Annotated in this window: 16 protein-coding genes; 9 read left to right on the forward strand and 7 right to left on the reverse strand. The window is 68.3% G+C overall.

Going from position 1 to position 20,129, the window contains the following annotated elements; genetic code table 11:
* Positions 1-27 precede the first annotated feature (27 nt).
* Complete coding sequence (gene lgt, locus PMES_RS11130) at positions 28-921, reverse strand: prolipoprotein diacylglyceryl transferase (RefSeq protein WP_159965766.1); 894 nt, start codon at positions 919-921, stop codon at positions 28-30.
* 273 nt (positions 922-1,194) lie between these two features.
* Between lgt and PMES_RS11135 the strand changes: the two genes are divergently transcribed.
* The 4 genes from PMES_RS11135 to PMES_RS11150 all read left to right on the forward strand — a co-directional run bounded on the left by PMES_RS11135 (position 1,195) and on the right by PMES_RS11150 (position 5,276).
* Positions 1,195-1,455: an accessory factor UbiK family protein gene (locus PMES_RS11135; RefSeq protein ID WP_159965767.1), complete on the forward strand. Its 261-nt coding sequence runs from the start codon at positions 1,195-1,197 to the stop codon at positions 1,453-1,455.
* A 308-nt stretch (positions 1,456-1,763) separates the two neighbouring features.
* Positions 1,764-3,545, forward strand: coding sequence for an IlvD/Edd family dehydratase (locus PMES_RS11140; protein WP_159965768.1), 1,782 nt, complete (start codon positions 1,764-1,766; stop codon positions 3,543-3,545).
* A 57-nt stretch (positions 3,546-3,602) separates the two neighbouring features.
* Entirely contained in the window at positions 3,603-4,370 is a 768-nt protein-coding gene (locus PMES_RS11145; RefSeq protein ID WP_159965769.1) for an SDR family oxidoreductase, read from the forward strand.
* Positions 4,371-4,424: 54 nt separating this feature from the next.
* Positions 4,425-5,276, forward strand: coding sequence for a fumarylacetoacetate hydrolase family protein (locus PMES_RS11150; RefSeq protein ID WP_159965770.1), 852 nt, complete (start codon positions 4,425-4,427; stop codon positions 5,274-5,276).
* Positions 5,277-5,378: 102 nt separating this feature from the next.
* On the opposite strand, the gene PMES_RS11155 is transcribed toward PMES_RS11150, so the two are convergent.
* A complete protein-coding gene (locus PMES_RS11155) occupies positions 5,379-6,314 on the reverse strand; it encodes a 2-hydroxyacid dehydrogenase (protein WP_159965771.1) in 936 nt (311 codons plus the stop codon).
* Positions 6,311-7,507: a pyridoxal phosphate-dependent aminotransferase gene (locus PMES_RS11160; protein WP_159965772.1), complete on the reverse strand. Its 1,197-nt coding sequence runs from the start codon at positions 7,505-7,507 to the stop codon at positions 6,311-6,313. The genes PMES_RS11155 and PMES_RS11160 overlap by 4 nt, the downstream gene beginning before the upstream one ends.
* A 177-nt stretch (positions 7,508-7,684) precedes the next feature.
* On the opposite strand from PMES_RS11160, the gene PMES_RS11165 reads away from it, so the two are divergent.
* Both PMES_RS11165 and ade read left to right on the forward strand, forming a co-directional pair.
* Entirely contained in the window at positions 7,685-7,921 is a 237-nt protein-coding gene (locus tag PMES_RS11165) for an Lrp/AsnC ligand binding domain-containing protein (RefSeq protein ID WP_159965773.1), read from the forward strand.
* Entirely contained in the window at positions 7,921-9,636 is a 1,716-nt protein-coding gene (ade, locus tag PMES_RS11170) for an adenine deaminase (RefSeq protein WP_159965774.1), read from the forward strand. The genes PMES_RS11165 and ade overlap by 1 nt, the downstream gene beginning before the upstream one ends.
* 108 nt (positions 9,637-9,744) lie before the next feature.
* Here ade and PMES_RS11175 read toward each other — a convergent pair whose 3' ends face one another.
* The 4 genes from PMES_RS11175 to PMES_RS11190 form a co-directional block, all read right to left on the reverse strand.
* Entirely contained in the window at positions 9,745-11,097 is a 1,353-nt protein-coding gene (locus PMES_RS11175; RefSeq protein ID WP_159965775.1) for an aspartate aminotransferase family protein, read from the reverse strand.
* Complete coding sequence (locus tag PMES_RS11180; protein ID WP_159965776.1) at positions 11,097-11,519, reverse strand: universal stress protein; 423 nt, start codon at positions 11,517-11,519, stop codon at positions 11,097-11,099. The genes PMES_RS11175 and PMES_RS11180 overlap by 1 nt, the downstream gene beginning before the upstream one ends.
* An 11-nt stretch (positions 11,520-11,530) precedes the next feature.
* The gene (locus PMES_RS11185; RefSeq protein WP_159965777.1) at positions 11,531-14,167 is read right to left on the reverse strand and encodes a TRAP transporter permease; all 2,637 of its coding nucleotides are present in this window, start codon (positions 14,165-14,167) and stop codon (positions 11,531-11,533) included.
* Between the two features lie 155 nt (positions 14,168-14,322).
* Positions 14,323-15,291: a TAXI family TRAP transporter solute-binding subunit gene (locus PMES_RS11190; protein WP_159965778.1), complete on the reverse strand. Its 969-nt coding sequence runs from the start codon at positions 15,289-15,291 to the stop codon at positions 14,323-14,325.
* A gap of 393 nt (positions 15,292-15,684) precedes the next feature.
* Between PMES_RS11190 and PMES_RS11195 the strand changes: the two genes are divergently transcribed.
* From PMES_RS11195 to PMES_RS11205, 3 genes are read left to right on the forward strand one after another with little or no spacing between them, the layout of a single operon-like run.
* On the forward strand, positions 15,685-16,305 hold the full coding sequence (locus PMES_RS11195) for a paraquat-inducible protein A (RefSeq protein WP_159965779.1): 621 nt from the start codon (positions 15,685-15,687) through the stop codon (positions 16,303-16,305).
* A 14-nt stretch (positions 16,306-16,319) separates the two neighbouring features.
* Positions 16,320-16,940: a paraquat-inducible protein A gene (locus PMES_RS11200; RefSeq protein WP_159965780.1), complete on the forward strand. Its 621-nt coding sequence runs from the start codon at positions 16,320-16,322 to the stop codon at positions 16,938-16,940.
* On the forward strand, positions 16,937-20,128 hold the full coding sequence (locus PMES_RS11205) for an MlaD family protein (RefSeq protein ID WP_159965781.1): 3,192 nt from the start codon (positions 16,937-16,939) through the stop codon (positions 20,126-20,128). Before PMES_RS11200 ends, PMES_RS11205 begins: the two co-directional genes overlap by 4 nt.
* Position 20,129 lies beyond the last annotated feature (1 nt).

The raw sequence follows: 20,129 nt of genomic DNA on the forward strand, positions 1-20,129 counted from the left end.
AGCTTTCGCCCCGGTTCGCCGGGGCGCTCACGCGGGCACCGGGCGCCGCCGCGCCCAGATAACGAAGCCGATGCCGATCGCGATCATCGGCAGCGACAGAAGCTGTCCCATGCTGAGCCCGGTGCCGCCGAGCCCGATCACGTGGCCGAGCGGGTTCGTTTCGGTGATGAATTGCGGGTCGGCCTGTCGCACGAATTCGACGGCGAATCGCGACAATCCATAGCCGATCAGGAAAACGCCCGTGATCTGCCCCGGACGTCGCAGCCAGCCGCGCCCGAAGACCAGGATGATCAGGGCAATGCCGAGGATGATCCCCTCGAGACCCGCCTCGTAGAGCTGCGAGGGGTGACGGGCGCAGGGACCCTCGATGCCAGGGCAGTCCTGTGCCCTGATGCCGGGAAAGACGACGCCCCAGGGCAGGTCGGTGGGCCGGCCCCACAGCTCGGCATTGATGAAATTGGCGATTCGGCCGAGCAGCAGCCCCGGCGGTGTGGCGAGCGCCATGATGTCGAGCACGCTGGCCAGTGGCACCGCGCGGCGCCATGCAAAATACAGGCCCGCCGCCGCCACCCCCAGCATCCCGCCATGGAAGGACATGCCGCCCTGCCAGATCATCGCGATCTCGGCCGGATTGGCGAGGTAGTATCCCGGTTGATAGAAAAGCACGAAGCCCAGGCGCCCGCCGATGATGATCCCGAGGATCACGGAGGTCATCAGGTCATCGATCGCCTCCATGGTGAAGGGCGCGGTGCCGCCCGGCCACAGGGCGGGGCGGCGGACCGCCATGATCGCGAGGCGCCAGCCGGCGAGAATGCCCACGATGTAGGCCAAGGCATACCAGCGCAATGCGAGGGTGAAACCGCCGAGGTCGATCGAGAAGATCTCGGGGGCGATGTCCGGGAAGGGGAGGATGGTTTGCATGGCCTGACATGGGCCGGAACGCGGCGGCGAAGTCAACAGGCTTGCCCAGGGGGAAGCGCGCGCGGCGGGGCCGGGCTGAACGGGGCCGTCCATTCGGGTCGGGGCGGCCGCCTCCGGTCATGTGCATCGCCCTCTTCCTTCGGCCCCCTTCCTTAGATCGGGAGCCTTGCCCGCGCGGGACCGCATGCCGGAGGCCCGCGGGGGTCCGGGCGGCCCTTGCAGCGCGGCCGGCCCGCCGCCATATGATGCCTCATATCCATTCAGGAGGCTTTGATGCAGACACGCGGCAGAATGTTCGACGACCTTTCGCAGCTCATGACGAACGCGATGGGCGTGGCCCAGGGTGCGCGCGGCGAGGCGGAGAATGCCATGAAGGGCATGATCGACCGCTGGCTGGCGGACCGTGATTTCGTGACCCGCGAGGAGTTCGACGCGGTGCGCATCATGGCCCAGAAGGCGCGCGAGGAGAACGCGGCGCTGAAATCCCGGCTCGATGCGCTCGAAAAGGACGCGGCGGGCAACAAGAGCGTCTGACAGCGCTTCCGGGCGGGCGTGCCATCCCTGCATGGCGCGCGGCGGGGTGCGAGAGGGCCGCCCGCCGCTCTCGCGGCCATGTGCGCGGCCCCCGAGGGGCCCGGTGGCGGCTTCGGCCCCGCGCGCGCTTTCTCCTGCCGTCATGCCCCGTGGGATCTGCGCGGGCTCCACGGCGTTTCTGGCAATGCTGTGCCGCGGGGGCGGGCGCGGCGAAGGTTCCGAACGGTCTTGCATCCCGTGCGGCGAGCCGCGATCTTGCCGCGAGCCCGCCCCCGACAGGCGCGGCGCGCGCCGGGGGAGGGCTACCGATGGGCAAGACGAAGAGTGCAGCGGGATTGCGGTCCCGCCAATGGTTCGACAACCCGGACAATCCGGGGATGACGGCCCTCTATCTCGAGCGGTACCTCAACCAGGAATACACCCGCGAGGAGTTGCAAAGCGACCGTCCGGTCATCGGCATCGCGCAGACCGGGAGCGACCTGGCGCCCTGCAACAAGATCCATGTCTTCCTGATGGACCGCATCAAGGCGGGGATCCGCGATGCGGGCGGGATCCCGATGGAATTTCCCGTCCACCCCATTCAGGAGACCGGCAAGCGTCCCACGGCGGGGCTCGACCGCAACCTGGCCTATCTGGGGCTGGTCGAGGTGCTGCACGGCTATCCCATCGACGGGGTGGTGCTGACCACCGGATGCGACAAGACCACGCCGGCCATGCTGATGGGGGCGGCGACGGTCGATCTGCCGGCGATCGCGCTCAGTGGCGGGCCGATGCTCGACGGCTGGTGGAACGGCAAGCTGGCGGGGTCTGGAACGATCATCTGGGAGAGCCGCCGCCTGCTGGCCGAGGGCGAGATCGACTACGACGAGTTCATGGCCCGTGTCTGCGCCTCAGCGCCCTCGCTTGGCCATTGCAACACGATGGGCACGGCGAGCACGATGAACGCGATGGCAGAGGCGCTGGGCATGACCCTGCCGGGCTGCTCGGCGATCCCCGCGCCATTCCGCGAGCGCATGGCGATGGCCTACGAGACGGGCCGCAGGATCGTCGACATGGTGCACGAGGATCTCAAGCCCTCCGACATCCTGACGCGCGAGGCTTTCGAGAATGCCATCGTGACCAATACCGCGATCGGGGGCTCGACCAACGCGCCACCGCATCTGCAGGCGATCGCCCGCCATGCCGGCGTGCCGCTTGCGATGGAGGACTGGGAGACGATCGGCCTCGACGTGCCGCTGCTGGTGAACATGCAGCCCGCGGGCGCCTATCTGGGCGAGTCGTTCTACCGGGCGGGCGGCGTTCCGGCGGTGATGGGCGAGCTGCGCGCGGCGGGCCGTTTGCGCGAGGGTGCAATGACCGCGACCGGCCGCAGCATCGGCGCCAATCTCGAAGGCTGGTCGAGCCGCGACCGCGAGGTGATCCGCGATGTTTCCGCGCCGCTGCGCGAGAAGGCGGGCTTCAAGGTCCTGCGGGGCAACCTCTTCGACTCGGCGCTGATGAAGACTTCCGTGATTTCCGAGGATTTCCGGCGTCGCTTTCTCAGCGATGCCGGCAAGGAGGGCATCCACGAGGGCGTGGCCGTCGTCTTCGAAGGCCCCGAGGATTATCACGAGCGGATCAACGACGAGGGGCTCGGGATCGACGAGCGCTCGATCCTCTTCATTCGCGGTGTCGGATGCGTCGGCTATCCCGGCTCGGCAGAGGTCGTGAACATGCTGCCCCCCGACGCGGTGGTGCGCGGCGGCATCGCCCATCTGCCCACGGTGGGCGACGGGCGCCAGTCCGGCACCTCCGAATCGCCCTCGATCCTCAACGCCTCGCCCGAGGCCGCCGTCGGGGGCGGGCTCGCCTACCTGCGCAGTGGTGATCGGGTCAGGCTCGATCTGAACGCGGGCACGATGATGGCCCTCGTGCCCGAGGAGGAATGGAAGGAGCGGCAGGCCGAATGGCGCGCGCCCGCGCTCGAGAACCAGACCCCCTGGCAGGAACTCTATCGCCGGCATGTGGGGCAGCTGGCCGAGGGTGGCTGTCTGGAGCTGGCCACGGCCTATCGCAAGGTCGCCCGCCAGTTGCCGCGCGACAGTCACTGAAAACCGGCCGCGCCGGCGGCGGGACGGCGCGGCGATCACCTCGGGGGGAGGGGAGCCATGACAAGGGACGGACAAGGAAACGGTGCGGAAGGCCGCGTCATCGCGATCACCGGCGCCGGCAGCGGGATCGGCAAGGCCACCGCCGAGCTCTTTGCCGGGCGCGGCTGGCGCGTGGCGCTGATCGGCCGCCGGGCAGAGCCGCTCGAGGCGGTGGCGCGGGGCGCGGAAACCTGTCTCGTGCTGCCTTGCGACGTGTCCGATCCCGGCGCCGTCGAGGCGGCCTTCTCGCGGATCGAGGACCGCTGGGGCAGGCTCGACGTGCTCTTCAACAATGCCGGTATCGCCGCCCCCGCCGCCCCGATCGACGAGATCGCCGTCGCCGACTGGCAGGCGGTCTGCGACATCAACATCACCGGCGCCTTCCTCGCGGCGCGCGCGGCTTTCGGCCTGATGCGACGGCAGGAGCCGCAGGGGGGGCGGATCATCAACAACGGCTCCATCTCGGCCCATGCGCCCCGGCCCGGATCGGTGCCCTACACCGTCAGCAAGCACGCGATGACCGGCCTGACGCGCACCCTGTCACTCGACGGGCGGCGCTTCGGCATCGCCTGCGGGCAAATCGACATCGGCAATGCGATGACCGACATGGCGGAGGTCTTCACCCGCGGCGTGCCGCAGGCCGATGGCGCGGTGCGCGCGGAGCCGGTAATGGATGTCGCCCATGTCGCGGCCTCCGTGCTCTACATGGCCGAGCTGCCGCCGGAGGCGAATGTCCAGTTCCACACCATCATGGCCACGGCGATGCCGTTCATCGGCCGTGGATAGGCATGACGCGATGGCCGTGATGGCGGCCGGGTGCCGTTTGCAAGGGAGACGAGAATGAAATTGCTCAGAGTTGGGCCGGCCGGGGCGGAACGTCCTGCGATCCTGGATGCGCAGGGCACGCCGCGCGACCTGTCGGTGAAGAACATCATGCCGCTCGCGGGGGAGGGGGTCTCGATCGAGGCGCTCGACCGGCTGCGCGGCATCGATGTCGAGAGCCTTCCGCCGATCGAGGGCACCCCGCGCATCGGGTCCTGCCTCGGCTGGGTGCCCAATTTCTTCTGCGTGGGGCTGAACTATGCCAAGCACGCGGCAGAGGCCGGGGCCGAGCCGCCGAAGGAGCCGATCCTCTTTTCCAAGGCCAGTTCGGCGCTCTCGGGTCCGAATGACACGATTACCCTGCCGCAGGGATCGCGGAAGGGCGACTGGGAGGTCGAACTCGGCGTGGTGATCGGGCGCGACTGTCACGGCGTGTCGGAGGCCGATGCGCTGTCGCATGTCGCCGGCTACTGCACCATCAACGACGTAAGCGAGCGCGAATTCCAGATCGAGCGCGGCGGGCAGTGGATCAAGGGCAAGTCCGCTCCGGGGTTCGGTCCGATCGGGCCTTGGCTGGTGACGGCGGACGAGGTTCCCGACCCGCAGGCCCTGCGCCTGTGGCTGTCGCTGAACGGGACGCGTGTGCAGGATGGCGAGACGTCGGACATGATCTTCGGGGTGGCCGAGATCATTTCCTACATGTCGCGCTTCATGCGGCTCCAGCCGGGCGACATCATCGCGACGGGAACCCCTTCGGGGGTCGGCATGGGGATGTCGCCGCAGCGGTTCTTGCAACCGGGCGACCGGCTCGAGCTCGAGGTTTCGGGGCTTGGACGCCAGGTCCAGGAGATCGCGGTAGCCGGCGGCTGAGGCCGCAGCTTGCGCGCGGCGCCGCGCGCAAGCCCCTCCGGGGGAGGTATTTTCCGCGAAGATGAAGCGCCGCTCGAAGGGGTGGGCGTCTCCTCCGCTCCGTCAGGCGACCGGTGTCAGAAGGTCCTCGCGGGCGAAATGCGCCGCGATGTTGTCGCGTTGCAGCTGGCCCATCGCCTTGCGGGTCTGCACCGTGCCCGAGGCCTGGTGCGGTTGAAGCACCACGTTTCCGAGCGCGAGGAACCGGGGGTTGGGCCGTGGCTCGCCAAGATAGACATCGAGGCCGGCACCCATCAGGCGCCCGGCCTCCAGCGCATCGAGGAGGGCATCCTCGTCGACCGTGGTTCCGCGCGAGATGTTGTAGAGCGCGCCCTCGGCGCCAAGGGCCGCGATCACCTCGGCTGAAACGTATTTCTCGGTCGCGGGGCCGCCCACGAGAGCGATGACGAGGTGATCGACCGCCCCGGCGAGCGAGACCGGATCGTCGTGATAGGTCCAGCCCGGCGTGTCCTTCTCGGAGCGCGCGTGGTAGTGGATCTCCATTCCGAAGGGAACGAGACGCTCGGCGATGGCGCGGCCGATCCGTCCCAGGCCGAGGATGCCGGCGCGCCCGCCGCTGAATTTTCTGTTGAGCGGGAGCGGCCCGTCCGCCCAGGCCCCCGAGCGGACATGCGCCTCGCCGTCGCGCATCCGCCGCGTCAGCATCAGCATCATTCCGATCGTCAGGTCGGCGACGTCGTCATTGAGCACATCGGGCGTGTTGGTGACCCGGATGCCGCGTTCCCGGGCCGCGGCAATGTCGATGGAATCGTAGCCGACGCCGTAATTGGAAATCATCGCGAGATCGGGGAGCAGGTCCATCTCATCGGGGCCGAAACTGCCGAACTTGAAGGCGGAGGCGGTGATGCCGGCACGGGTCTGTGCGTCCAGCTCGCCGATCTGCGCGGAACTGCCGAGGTGGATCAGGTCGAAATCGGCCTCCATGGCCGAGATGTCCCAAGGGTCGTAATTGCCGATGGCCAGGACCCGGTTGTTCATGAACGTTCCTCCAGTAGGGTGCGAATGCGCGCGATGGCGGCCTGGATATGCTCGAGGCTGGCGGCATAGGAAAAGCGCAGGTAGCCCTCGCCGGATGCGCCGAAACTGGTGCCGGCCACGGTCGCGACGCCGGCCTGTTGCAAGAAGAGGTCCTGCGCGCCGCGCGCATCGAGCCCCGTGCCCTCGATACTGGGGAAGGCGTAGAAGGCGCCCGCCGCATCGGCGCAGCGCATTCCGGGCAGCGCGTCGAGCGCCGGGACGATCTCGGTGCGCCGCCGGTCGAACTGCGCCAGCATGTCGTTCACGGCATCCTGCGGTCCTTCGAGCGCCGCGAGACCGGCAAATTGCGCCGCCGCGTTGACGCAGGAATGATCGTTGATACAGAGCCTGACCGCGTGCTCGACCAGGGCCTTGGGCCAGACGGCATAGCCGAGCCGCCAGCCGGTCATCGCGTAGGTCTTGGACCAGCCGTCGAGCATGATGAGCCTGTCGCGGATCTGCGGATAGCTCAGCAGGCTGACGTGACGGCGGCCGCCATAGAGCATCTGGCTGTAGATCTCGTCGCTCAGCAAGGTGACATGGGGATGGGCCTCGAGCCCGGCGACGAGCTTGTCGATCTGCGCCTTGGGGGTGACGCCGCCCGTCGGGTTGGCGGGGCTGTTGATGATGATCAGGCTGGTTCGCGGCGTGATCTGCGACAGCACCGTGTCCGCGTCGAAGGCGAAGCCGTCTTCCTCGTGCAGGGCGATGGGCACGGGCGTGGCGCCGGAATAGCGGATGACGCTTTGATAGATCGGGAAGCCCGGATCGGGATAGAGGATCTCCGATCCCGCCCCGCCGAGCATCATCACCGCGAAGAACATCGTCGGCTTGCCGCCCGGCACGATCACGACCGTGTCCGGATCGACCTCCGCCTCTCCCGCGAGCGCATGCCTTGCCCCCAGATCGGCGGCGACGGCGGCGCGCAGGCGCGGCAGCCCGGCGGCCGGCGTGTAACCGTGATGCCCGTCGCGCAGCGCCTTGACGCCCGCTTCGACGATGTGCTCGGGCGTGCGGAAATCGGGTTGCCCGATGCCCAGGTTGATGATGTCGCGCCCCTGCGCGGCCAGCGCCTGGGCCCGGGCCAGCACCTCGAAGGCACTTTCGGTGCCCAGGCGTGACAGGGAAGGGGCGAGACGGGGGGCATAGCTCATCTTCTGAAGTCCATCCGGGCTTGATCGGGAGTGGGGACCCTTTCGGGCAACGATGCTAGGTGGAATGCGCGGCGGGGCAGTGTCAAGCGCTGCGCGATGCGGGAGGGACGCGCAAATTCGCTGGCGGGCCGGGACACGGGGTGGTCAAATGGCCCGGCAACAAGGGAGAAAGAGACGATGAAATGCGTGTTCGTGCAGATCCGCTGCCGGCCCGGAACGGCCTACAAGGTGGCCGAGCAGATCGTTCTGCGGGAGATCCATTCCGAACTCTATTCCACCTCCGGCGCCCATGACCTCCTGCTCAAGCTCTACGTGCCCGAGGAAGCCGATACGGGGCAGTTCATCAATGACGGCCTGCTCGACATCGAGGGAATCGAGCGAACCCAGACGACCCTGACCTTCAAGGCGTTCTGATGGAACTCGCGGCCCTCGACAGGGACGGGCTCTCGCGGCTGATCGCGGCGGGGCGGGGGGATGCGCCGGCGCAGATGGTGCTGCGGGGCGGCACGGTGCTCGATGTGGTGACGGGCGCGATGATCGAAGGGGACGTGGCGATCGTCGAGGGGCGGATCGCGGGAATCGGCGCGCATTACGAGGGCGGCGAGGTGATCGACATGGGCGGCGGCGTGCTCGTGCCCGGCTTCATCGACACCCATCTGCATATCGAGAGCAGCATGGTCACCCCGCACGAGTTCGACCGCTGCGTGGGCCCGCGCGGGATCACCACCGCGATCTGCGATCCGCACGAGATCGCGAATGTGCTGGGGGTGCCCGGCATCACCTATTTCCTCGAGGCGGCGCGTCACACGCTGATGAGCATCAAGGTCAACCTTCCCAGTTGCGTGCCCTCGAGCCACATGGAGACCTCGGGCGCACGGATCGGCGCGGCGGAGCTGGCCGCGCTGGCCGCGCACCCTTCGGCGCTGGGCCTCGCCGAGTTCATGAATTATCCCGGCGTCGTCTCCGGCGCGGCGGACTGTCTCGACAAGCTGGCCGCGTTCTCGGGGGCCCATATCGACGGGCATGCGCCGCAGCTCTCGGGCAAGGGGCTCAATGCCTACGTGGCGGCGGGCATCCGCACCGAGCACGAGGCGACCCGTGCCGAGGAGGCGCTCGAGAAGCTGTCGCGCGGGATGCGCATCCTGATCCGAGAGGGCTCGGTCAGCAAGGATCTCGACGCGCTGCTGCCGATCCTGACCGAGCGTAACAGCGCCTACCTGTGCCTGTGCACCGACGATCGCAACCCGCTCGACATCGGTGAGCACGGGCATCTCGACTACATGATCCGCCATGCCATCGCGAAAGGGGCGAGCCCTCTTGCGGTTTATCGCGCGGCAACCCTGTCGGCGGCAGAGGCGTTCGGCCTGAAGGATCGCGGGCAGATCGCTCCGGGAAAGCGCGCCGATATCGTGGTGCTCGGGAGCCTCGAGGCATGCGACGCGCGCATGGTGCTGAGCGGGGGGCGGCGTCTCGACGAGGCCGCCTTCGCCGCCCGTGCGCCGGTGGCCCCCATCGGGCGGAACAGCATGAAGGCACCGCATCTTGCGTCCTCCGATTTCGCGTCGCGGTCGAACCAGGCGATGACGGATGTGATCGGCATCCTGCCTGGCAAGATCATCACCGAGCATCTGCGCGAGGAGATCGTGGTGAGCGACGGTGACAAGCGTCCCGATCCGGCGCGCGACCTGGCGCGGATCGCGGTCATCGAGCGTCACGGGCATAACGGCAATATCGCGCGCGGCTTCGTCAGGGGGTTCGGACTGGAGCGGGGCGCGATCGCCTCGAGCATCTGCCACGACCATCACAACATCGTCTGCGCCGGGGTGGATTACGCCGACATGGCCCTCGCGGCCAATCGACTGGGCGAGATCGAAGGGGGGATCGTCGTGGCATGCGAGGGCGAGATCCGCGCCGAGCTCGCCTTGCCGGTGGCGGGTTTGATGAGCCTTGCCCCCTTCGAGCAGGTGCGCGGCGAACTCGAGGCGCTGCGCCATGCGGCGCGGGCGCTGGGCGTGGTGCTGGAGGAGCCGTTCCTGCAACTTGCCTTCCTCGCGCTGCCGGTGATCCCGGCCCTGAAGATCACCGACAGGGGCATGGTGGATGTCACCCGGTTCGAGATCATCGGCTAGCACCGTCTGGCGGGCCGGGGGCGCGTTGCGGGCCGGGCGGGGGCTTCGCCCCGACCTTGCGGTCTCCCCAAGGTATTTGGGCGAAGCTGAAGGCCCGGCGCATGAAGGTCAGCAGGCGATGGCCGCGTCGAGGGCGCGGGCGAGCTTCTCGGTCAGCTCGCCGATCTGTGCCTCGGTGATGATGAAGGGCGGCGCGAGGAGCACGTGATCGCCCCGTGCCCCGTCCACCGTGCCGCCCGCCGGGTAGCAGATCAGCCCCTCCTCCATCGCGGCGGCCTTGATGCGCGCATGCAGCTTGCGCGCGGGATCGAAGGGCGCGCGGGTCTCGCGGTCGGCCACCAGTTCGACGGCGCGAAAGAGGCCGCGCCCCCTGATGTCGCCGACATTGGGGTGATCGGCGAAGCGCGCATCGAGCGCGTCCGCGAGCTGCGTGCCCAGGCGCGGCACCGCGTCCAGCAACCGGTCGTCGAGCAGACGGGAAAGCACGGCATGGGCGGCCGCGGCGCTGAGTGGATGGGCGTGGTATGTATGGCCGTGCTGGAAGGCGCCGGACCCTTCGGCGATGGCCGAATGGATGCGGCGCGAGGCGAGCATTGCGCCGATGGGCGCATATCCGGCGCCGAGACCTTTCGCGATGGTCACGATGTCGGGGGCGATCCCGTCCTGCTCGCAGGCGAAGAGCGTGCCCGTCCGCCCCATGCCGCACATCACCTCGTCGAGGATCAGCAGGACGCCGTAGCGGTCGCAGATCTCGCGGATGCGGGCGAAATAGCCCGGCACGGGCGGCACCGCCCCCGCCGTGGCGCCGACGACCGGCTCGGCGATGAAGGCCATCACGCTTTCGGGGCCAAGGCGCAGGATCTCGGCCTCCAGCGTGTCGGCGGCGCGCCGGCCGTAATCCTCGGCCGTCTCGCCGGAGGCTTGCTCGCGATAGGCAAAGCACGGATCGACATGGCTGCATTCGGTGAGGAGGGGCGCGTATTTCTCGCGCGGCCACGCATTGCCCCCCGCCGCGAGCGCCCCGAGCGTGTTGCCATGATAGCTTTGGCGGCGCGCGATGATCCGGTGTCGGGCGGGCTCGCCGATCTCGAGGAAATACTGGCGCGCGAGTTTCAGCGCGGCCTCGACCGCCTCCGAGCCGCCCGAGAGGAAATAGGCATGGCCCAGATCGCCCGGCGCCGCCGCGACGAGTTTCTCGGCAAGCTCTTCCGCGGGCCGGGAGGTGAAGAAGCCGGTATGGGCGAAGGCGAGCCGATCGAGCTGCGCGTGGATCGCGGCGCGCACCTTCTCATCCGAATGGCCGAGGCAGGAGACGGCCGCGCCGCCGGAACCATCGAGGTAGCGCCGCCCCCGGGCGTCGATCAGGTAGCAGCCGTCCCCGCCCACCGCGACCGGCAGGGGCGGGCCCATGCTGCGCCCGAAGACGGCGGAGCGCGGCGGGGGCGCATCCGGCCTTCCCATCAGCCGCGTACCACGAAGACCGACTGGCGTGCATGGCGCACGACGCGCGCGGCATTGGGCCCGAGCAGGTAGTCGGTCAACTCGGGCGTATGGGCCGCGAGCACGATCGTGCCGACATCGAGCCGGTCGGCGGCGTGCAGGATCTCCTCGTAGACGCGGCCATGCACGACATGCGGATGCACCTCGACATCGTCCGGGATATGCTCGTTCACCCAGGCGTTCATCGCCTCGCCCACCGCGTGAAGGGCGCGGGACTTGAAGCCTTCGTCGAAAAAGCTGCCGACGATCGACATGCCGAAATTCGGCACCACCGTGACGACATGGAGAGGATTGCCGCCGCGCATCGCAAGGGCCGCCGGCAGGGCGTGACGCCAACTCGACGGCGCGCTGAGATCGACGGAGAGCAAGATCGGACTGTCCATGGGCTGGCTCCTCAGAAGGCCGGTTTGGTCTGGCGGCGGCGCTGCAGCATGATGACGAGGCCGAGCAGCAACAGGGCGGGGATGTAGAAGATCTCGGCCGGCAAGCGATCGCGCGGGGCCTGGATCGCGGTCACGGTCACGGGGGTGTCGGCATAGAAGTCGAACATGCCGAGCTTTTCCTGCGCGGGGGTGCCGAACATCGGCTCCTCCATGCGCAGCCCGTCCGCCTCCTCGATCACCATGAGGCCCGAGGCGCCGATCCGTTCGGCGGCGGTGCCCTCCTCCTCGATGTTCATCACCAGCGTCGTCTCCGAGGGCGCTCCGGTGGTGAAGTCCGGGCCCGAAACCTGCAGACGCAGGCGGCTGCCCAGGGGCGCGTCGGCGACGCTCTGCTCGAAGGCGGAGGGCGGGATCTCGCGGTAGGGGCTCTGCACCATGTTGAGCCAGATGTTCGGCACGAAGAGCGTGAAGGCGACGAGGAGCAGCGCGGCGCTTTCGTAAAAGCGCGAGGGCGCCAGGAAGTAGCCCTGGGTCGCGGCCGCGAAGAGCAGCATCGCGAATGTCGCGATCACGAAGACCATCACCGCCTGCGCGATCCCCGCCCAGGTCCCCAGATCGACACCGTAGAGGATCAGGACAGGGTTGTAGACGAAGAGGAAAGGCAGCGCGACGGTGCGCAGGCTGTAGAAGAAGGCGGTGAAGCCGGTCTTGATCGGATCGCCCCCCGAGACGGCGGCGGCGGCGAAGGAGGCAAGCCCCACGGGCGGCGTCACATCCGCCATGATCCCGAAGTAGAAGACGAAGAGATGCGCCGCGATCAGCGGCACGATCAGCCCTTCCTGTGCGCCGAGGCTGACCACCACGGAGGCCATCAGCGACGAGACCACGATGTAGTTCGCAGTGGTCGGAAGACCCATCCCGAGGATCAGCGAGAAGAGCCCGACAAGGACCAGCATGAGGATGAGAACACCGCCCGAAAGCTGTTCGACAAGGCCGGCGAGCTCGGTCCCGATGGGGGTCTTGGTCACGGTCGCGACGATGATGCCGGCGGCCGCCGTGGCCACGCCGATGCCGATCATGTTGCGCGCCCCGGCGATGAGCCCGTCGGCAAGATCGATGATCCCCGACTTCCATGCCGCGCCCTGGCTCTCGCCCCTGCGGAAAAGCGCTTTCAGGGGCTTCTGCGTCACGATGATGAAGAGCATCAGCGAGGTGGCGTAGAAGGCCGATTTCGCCGGGCTCTGCTGCTCGACCATCAGGAACCAGACCAGCACGAGGATCGGCAGCACGTAGTGCAGGCCGGTGGCATAGACGTCCTTGACCTCGGGCAGGCGGATCTCCTCGGCATCGGGATCGTCGAGGGCCAGCTCGGGCTGGCGGGCGGAGATCCACACGAGGAGCACGTAGACGAGCGCGAGCGCGCCCATGGTGATCGGCGTGGTCAGGGCGGGGGCCACCGCGCGCAGGGCGCCGACGGCGTAGATCAGGGCGGTGAAGCCGGCACCGAAGACCGCGAAGCCGATCGCGAACTTGACCAGCATCCCCAGGAGCGACTTGGGCTTGCCGAGTGCCGGCATGTCCTTCTTGAGCGCCTCGAGATGCACGATATAGACCAGCGCGATGTAGGAGATCACCGCCGGAATGAAGGCGTGCTTGATCACCTCGACATAGGAAATCCCGATGAACTCGACCATCAGGAAGGCCGCGGCGCCCATCACCGGCGGCATGATCTGTCCGTTCACCGAGGAGGCGACCTCGACCGATCCTGCCTGCTCGGAGGTGAAGCCCACGCGCTTCATCAACGGGATGGTGAAGGTGCCGGTGGTCACCACGTTGGCGATCGAGGAGCCGGAGATGAGGCCGGTCATGGCGCTGCCGACGACGGCGGCCTTGGCCGGGCCGCCGCGCAGGTGGCCGAGGCCCGAGAAGGCGAGCTGGATGAAGTAATTGCCGGCACCGGCCTTGTCGAGCAGCGAGCCGAAGAGCACGAAGAGGAAGACGAAGGCGGTCGATACGCCTAGGGGAATGCCGAAGACGCCGGCCGTGTCGAGCCATTGCGCGTTGATGAGAGCCGCGTAGCTCAGCCCCTCATGCTCGATCAGCTCGGGGATCAGCCATCCCTGTCCGAACCAGGCATAGGCGATGAAGAGGGCGCCGACGATGGTCAGGGCCGGCCCGAGCGCGCGGCGCGAGGCCTCGAGCAGGGTGATGAGGCCGACCGTGCCGATGATGATCTGCGTCTGCGTGGGCAGGCCCGAGCGCGCCGTCATCGCGAGCCGTTCCGAGAAGAGGAAGACATAGAGCGCGCAGCCGGTGGCGATCAGCGCGAGCGCCCAGTCGGCGAGCGGCACCCTGTCGCGCGGGGAATTGCGGAAGGCGGGATAGGCGAGAAAGGCGAGGAAGACCGCGAAGGAAAGGTGGATGGGACGCGTCTGCGACGAGTTGAGCACCGGAAGATACTGTCCGAACCAAAGCTGCGGCTGCGCGATCCAGAGCTGGAACAGCGACCATGTGAGCGCGGTGACGGCGATCAGGACCGCGACGGCGCGGCTCGACGGCGCGCGGGCACCGGCATCCGAGCTGGCAACCAGATCCTGAAGCTCGGCATCCGAGAATTGACGACCCTGGCCGTCGTTCTGTCCGGACATGGGACCCGCCTTTCTGTCACGAAATGAACATGGGATATTGCAAATCCTGCCGGCAAGGCAGGGCCGTTTCGTGCCCGCCCCCCTCCTTGGCGGAGGGAGGCAGGCGCGGACACGCGGCGCGGTCGCCGCGTGCCCCTATTGCTTCGGCAGGCGGATCACTCGATCAGGCCGGCCTCCCGGTAGTACTTCTCGGCGCCGGGATGCAGCGGCGCGGAGAGGCCGTCATTCGCCATCTGCTTGGGGTCGAGATCGGCGAAGGCGGGATGCAGGCCGCGGAACTGGTCGATATTCTCGAAGACCGCCTTGGTTACCGCGTAGACGACATCCTCGGGCACGGAGGCCGAGCTGACGAAGGTGGCGCCGACGCCGAAGGTCTGCGTGTCCTCGTCATTGCCGCGATACATGCCGCCCGGGATGGTGGCGGTGCGGTAATAGGGGTTCTCGTCCACGAGCTTGTCGACCGCCTCGCCGGACACTTCCACCAGCACCGAATCGCACGCGGTCGTGGCTTCCTGGATCGAGCCGGAAGGGTGGCCGACGGTGTAGACCATCGCGTCGATGTTGTTGTCGCACAGAGCCTGGCTCTGCTCGGCGGCCTGCAGCTCGGAGGCGAGGGCGAAATCGTCGGTGCCCCAGCCCATGGCTTCCATCAGCACTTCCATCGTGCCGCGCTGGCCGGAGCCGGGATTGCCGATATTGACGCGCTTGCCCTTGAGGTCGGCGAAGCTCTCGATGCCGGCATCGGCGCGGGCGACCACGGTGAAGGGCTCGGGATGCACGGAGAAGACGGCCCGCAGGTCCTCGAAGGCGCCCTGCTCCTCGAACTTGGAGGAGCCGTTGAGGGCGTGATACTGCCAGTCGGACTGCGCGACGCCGAATTCCAGCTCGCCGCTGCGGATGGCGTTGAGGTTGTAGACCGAGCCGCCGGTGCTCTCGACCGAGCAGCGGATGCCGGTTTCCTTGCGGTCGCGATTGACGAGACGGCAGATGGCGCCGCCCGTGGGGTAGTAGACCCCGGTCACGCCGCCGGTCCCGATGGTGATGAACTGCTCCTGCGCGCTGGCGCTTCCGGCGAAGAGGCCGGCGGCCACACTCACGGCGGTCAGGATCGGTGTATGCTTCATATCGTCTCTCCCAGATCGGTGCTTGTTTTTATTCCGGCGCCGCAGGGGAGGGGTGCCGCGGCTTGCGCCATGACGCCCCGCGGCCCGCGGCGGCGGCGGTCTCAGGGGGCGAGCATCGCTGATCACCGCGCGGTGATCAACCCGTCGATCCTCGGCCAAAGCGCGCTATGTGCGCCGGATGCGCCCCGGCGCACAGCCGCTTCGCGCAAGGGCGCGGCGCTTTGCGCTATCGCTCGCCGGCGGCTTTGCGGTAACGCTTGACGCGGCGGCGCACTGGCGCGCCGTGGGTGCGGGCAGTAGCACCGGACCACGTTTGGCGCCGATCCGGCCGGATCGGGGGAAGAACGGGGCGAGGGGTCCCGCCGGACCCGGCATGGAACCTGCGAGGATGCGATGACGAACGAGGATGCGATGATCGCCTGCCCGCAATGTGATGCGCTCTATACCGCGCGTGCGCCCGATCTCGGCGAGAAGGCCGTCTGCGCGCGCTGTCACACGGTCCTGATCGCGCCGCGGCGCAATGCCCTCCTGAGGGTGATGGCGCTCGCCGTGACGGTGGTGATCTTGATGGCGGGCGCGACCTTCTTCCCGTTCCTCAGCGTCAACGTCGCCGGGCTGTCGAATGCCAGCTCGGTCTTCGACGCGGCGCTGGCCTTCATGGATGGCGGGGCGATGATGCTGCTTTCGGTCCTGGTTCTCGGGCTGATCGTGCTGATCCCGGTCCTGCGGGCGGTCCTCGTGCTTTACGTGCTGCTCCCGCTCAGCTTGGGCCGCAAGCCGCTTCGCCATGCGCGCGGCGCCTTTCGCCTGTCCGAGGAGCTGCGCCCCTGGTCGATGGCCGAGATCTTCGTGATCGGGGTGGCCGTCGCGCTGGTGAAGGTGTCCGACCTGGCACAGGTCGGCTATGGGCCGGCCTTCTGGATGTTCGCGGCCCTGGTGCTGATCTCGGTCTTCCAGGACGGGATGATGGACAGATGGACGATCTGGAAGACGCTGGACGAGGCCGACAGATGACGAGGCCGACGACAATGACGACGACAATAACGACCGCGCGCGAGAAGGGGCTTGTGGCCTGCACGCGCTGCACCAGGGTATGGCCGATTGAGAAGACCGTCTGCGATCGCTGCGGCACGGCCTTGCGTTCGCGCGATCTGCGCAGCCTGCAGCGGGTGTGGGCCTGGCTGGCGGTGGGGGTGATCTGCTACATTCCCGCCAATCTCTACCCGATGCTGAGCACGAGAATGCTCTTCACGGTCTCCGAGGACACCATCGTGGGCGGCGCGATCGAGCTGGCCACCCATGGCGCGGTCGGCATCGCGATCGTCATCTTCGTCGCCTCCGTGCTGATCCCGATCGGCAAGTTCATGATCATCGGCTTCCTCGCGCTCAGCGTGACGGGGCGCGCGCGCCTGTCGCCCCATGCGCGCCACAAGCTCTACGAGCTGGTGGAATTCATCGGGCGCTGGTCGATGATCGACGTTTTCGTCGTCGCGATCCTCAGCGCACTGGTGCAACTCGACGTCGCTGCCGCGATTAATCCCGGCCCGGCGGCGATCACGTTTGCTTTGTCGGTCATCTTCACCATGCTGTCCGCGCAGAGTTTCGACCCGCGTCTCATCTGGGATGCAGAAGAGGACCATCCCGCATGACCGATACACCGCCGCCGGCACCGTCCGTCAAACCTGCCGGACGGTCGCTGCGCGATCGCTTCTCCCTGGTCTGGGCCGTGCCGGTCGCGGCGCTGCTGATCTCCCTCGCGGTGGTCTGGCAGAGCTATGCGGAGAAGGGGCCCCTCATCGGCATCGTCTTCGAGAACGCCGCCGGGGTGAAGGCGGGAGAGACGCAGCTGCGCTACCGCGACGTGACGGTGGGCCTCGTGGAAAGCGTGACCTTTACCGACGGGTTGACGAATGTCCTCGTGGAGGTGCGCCTCGAGAAGGAGGTCGCGCCCTTCGTCGACGAGGATGCAAAGTTCTGGGTGGTGCGCCCGGAAGTGTCGGCGCAGGGCGTCAGCGGGCTCGACACGGTACTGTCCGGCGTCTTCATCGCCGGTAGCTGGGACAGCACTGCCGGCACGCAGGTCGCGCGCTTCGAGGGCGCCGTGCGCGCGCCGCTGATCCGCAACGATCAGAGCGGTCTGACCATCCAGCTGCGCAGCGCCACCTCGGATGGCCTGTCCGAAGGCACGCCGATCCTCTATCGCGGTATCTCCGTGGGACAGATCGCCAACCTGCGCCTTTCGGATGACGGGGTGCAGGTCCTCGCCGACGGCTTCATCCGCGCGCCGATCTCCAAGCTGGTGACCACGGCGACGCGGTTCTGGGACACGTCGGGCTTCTCCTTTTCCTTCGGGGCCTCGGGCGCGCAGCTCGATGTCTCCAGTCTCGCCTCGCTCGTCACCGGCGGGATCAGCTTCGACACGACCATCAGCGGCGGCGAGGCGATCGAGCCCGGCCATGTATTCCAGCTCTTCGAGAGCGAGGATGCCGCCAGGTCGAGCGTCTTCTCGGAGGGGCAGGACGGGCCCAAGATCAATCTTGCGACGGTCTTCGAGGATGCGGTGACCGGGCTCGAGCCGGGTGCCATCGTCGAGTATCGCGGCATCAACGTGGGCAAGGTCTCGGCGCTGACCGGGCTGGTGGACGAGGAGCGGTTCGGCGACAGTGGCGTCCGTCTGCTGGCCACGCTCGAGCTGCAGCCCGGCAAGATGGGTCTGGGCGTCGAGACGACCGAGCAGGAGGCCCTCGACTACCTCGGCAACGAGGTCGAGAACGGTCTGCGCGCGCAGTTGCAGAACGCGTCGATCCTCGGAGGACTGCGCATCAGCCTGATCGAGATGGACAGTCCCATCGAGGCCGAGCTGGACATGGATGCCGCGCCCTATCCGATGCTGCCGAGCACACCGGCGGATCTGTCGGATTTCGCCGACACCGCCGAAGGGGTCTTCAACAGGGTCAACGCCCTGCCGATCGAGGAGCTTCTCGGCTCGGCGATCAACGTGATGGACAGCGTCAACCGCGTGCTCAACGATCCCGCCCTGACCGATACGCCCAACGAGGTGCTGGCACTTCTGGGCGACGTGCGCGGCCTCGTGACCTCGGACGGCGTGCAGCGCATTCCGCAGGACGCCTCGCAGACGCTTGTTTCGGTGCAGGAGGCGATTGGCCAGTTCGAAGGGCTGCTGGCCTCCATGCGCGATGCCGGCACCGTCGAGGCGCTCACCGAGGCGCTGGTCGCGGCGCAGGAAGCCGCCGACAGCGTCACCGGCGCGGTCGACGGCATCCCCGCGCTGACCGCGCAGGCGCAGGACGCGGTCGCCTCGCTCGACGGCCTGATCGCCAAGGCCGAAGGGTTGCCGCTCGAGGCGCTGCTCGGCGACGCGACCGCGGCCCTGGGAGAGGTCACGCGCCTGCTGTCCGATCCGGCGACGCAGGGCTTGCCGCAGACCGCGCGCGACGCGGTCGCCGAGGCGCAGGGCCTGATCGCCGATCTGCGCGGCAGTGGCATGATCGAGGACGCGCAGGCGACGATCGACACCGCACGCACCGCCGTTACCCAGATCGCGGAGGCTCTGACCCCGGTCCTGGCGCAGGCCCAGCAGGCGGCGAGCGACATTTCCGGCGCGATCTCCGGCGTGCCCGGCGTCGTCGCGCGCGCCGATGCGGTGGGCGCGCAGCTCGAGACGCTCCTGGCGGAGATCAACACCCTGCCGCTCGATGCGGTGCTCGCGCGCACGCAGGCCCTCCTGGGCAGCGCCAACGCCCTCGTGGCGGCACCGGCGACGCAGCAGCTCCCGGCCGAGCTCGCCGCCAGTCTGGCAGAGGCGCGCGGCCTCGTGACGGACCTGCGCGAAAGCGCGATCATCGACAACAGCGCCGCCACCATCGAGACGGCGCGCCAGACGGTCGAGCAGATCGCGGGCGCCGTCGAGCCGGTCCTGGCGCAGGCCCAGCAGGCGGCGAGCGACATTTCCGGCGCGGTTGCCGGAGTGCCGCGGATCGTCACCCAGGCCGAGGGTATCGCGGCGCAGATCGACACGCTGCTCTCCGATGTGAACTCCCTTCCCCTCGACACGGTGATGGCCCGCGTCGCCGCGATCCTCGCCAGCGCCGAGGCGCTCGTCTCGACCCCCGCCATGCAGCAGTTGCCGGCGGATGCCAGCCTCGCGCTGGCCGGGGTGCGCGGTGTGCTCGACCAGATCAGCAATTCGGGCCTCGTCACCAGCACGACGCGCACGCTCGACGTGACCCGCGCATCGGTCGAGGAGCTCAGCGCCGCATTGCAGCCGGTTCTCGCCGAGGCACGGCGCGCGGCAAGCGCAATCGCCGAGGCTTCCGATGAGGTGCCGGGCGTGGTGGCCCGCGCCGATGCCATCGCCGCCGAGATCGAGGCGCTGGTCGCCGGTGTCGGCGAGGTGCCGCTCGAGGAGGTGGTGCGCCGCGCCAGCGACCTTCTGGCGACCGCGGAGCGGCTCATCGGCTCCGAGGAGACGCAGCAGGTGCCGGGCGCACTGACGGCGGCGCTCGGCGAGGTCGACCGCCTGCTGAGCGAAATCCGCGAGGGTGGACTGCTGGAGCGGACGAACGAGACCATCACCTCGGCGGGCGTCGCGGCCGATGCGATCGCGGCCGCGGCAAACGATCTTCCCACGCTCGTCACGCGCCTCGACGGCGTGCTCGGCGAGGCGAGCACCGTTCTGGGCGGCTACCGTGCCGACGGCACGCTCGGCTCGGAGGCCCGCGCCGCCCTGCGCGACATCCGTGAGGCGGCCAAGTCGGTCAATTCCCTGGCCCGGATGCTCGAACGCAACCCCAATTCCCTTCTCCTAGGACGCTGAC

The organism is Profundibacterium mesophilum KAUST100406-0324 (assembly GCF_009835145.1).
In the GTDB taxonomy this organism is placed as follows: Bacteria; Pseudomonadota; Alphaproteobacteria; order Rhodobacterales; family Rhodobacteraceae; genus Profundibacterium; species Profundibacterium mesophilum.

Bases quoted from the DNA above. Each gene is read 5' to 3' on its own strand.
- PMES_RS11135 (WP_159965767.1), top strand. From the start codon at position 1,195: ATGCAGACACGCGGCAGAATGTTCGACGACCTTTCGCAGCTCATGACG.
- PMES_RS11175 (WP_159965775.1), bottom strand. From the start codon at position 11,097: ATGGGAAGGCCGGATGCGCCCCCGCCGCGCTCCGCCGTCTTCGGGCGC.
- lgt (WP_159965766.1), bottom strand. From the start codon at position 921: ATGCAAACCATCCTCCCCTTCCCGGACATCGCCCCCGAGATCTTCTCG.
- PMES_RS11200 (WP_159965780.1), top strand. From the start codon at position 16,320: ATGACGACGACAATAACGACCGCGCGCGAGAAGGGGCTTGTGGCCTGC.
- PMES_RS11180 (WP_159965776.1), bottom strand. From the start codon at position 11,519: ATGGACAGTCCGATCTTGCTCTCCGTCGATCTCAGCGCGCCGTCGAGT.
- PMES_RS11160 (WP_159965772.1), bottom strand. From the start codon at position 7,507: ATGAGCTATGCCCCCCGTCTCGCCCCTTCCCTGTCACGCCTGGGCACC.
- PMES_RS11165 (WP_159965773.1), top strand. From the start codon at position 7,685: ATGAAATGCGTGTTCGTGCAGATCCGCTGCCGGCCCGGAACGGCCTAC.
- PMES_RS11140 (WP_159965768.1), top strand. From the start codon at position 1,764: ATGGGCAAGACGAAGAGTGCAGCGGGATTGCGGTCCCGCCAATGGTTC.
- PMES_RS11185 (WP_159965777.1), bottom strand. From the start codon at position 14,167: ATGTCCGGACAGAACGACGGCCAGGGTCGTCAATTCTCGGATGCCGAG.
- PMES_RS11205 (WP_159965781.1), top strand. From the start codon at position 16,937: ATGACCGATACACCGCCGCCGGCACCGTCCGTCAAACCTGCCGGACGG.
- ade (WP_159965774.1), top strand. From the start codon at position 7,921: ATGGAACTCGCGGCCCTCGACAGGGACGGGCTCTCGCGGCTGATCGCG.
- PMES_RS11190 (WP_159965778.1), bottom strand. From the start codon at position 15,291: ATGAAGCATACACCGATCCTGACCGCCGTGAGTGTGGCCGCCGGCCTC.
- PMES_RS11145 (WP_159965769.1), top strand. From the start codon at position 3,603: ATGACAAGGGACGGACAAGGAAACGGTGCGGAAGGCCGCGTCATCGCG.
- PMES_RS11195 (WP_159965779.1), top strand. From the start codon at position 15,685: ATGACGAACGAGGATGCGATGATCGCCTGCCCGCAATGTGATGCGCTC.
- PMES_RS11155 (WP_159965771.1), bottom strand. From the start codon at position 6,314: ATGAACAACCGGGTCCTGGCCATCGGCAATTACGACCCTTGGGACATC.
- PMES_RS11150 (WP_159965770.1), top strand. From the start codon at position 4,425: ATGAAATTGCTCAGAGTTGGGCCGGCCGGGGCGGAACGTCCTGCGATC.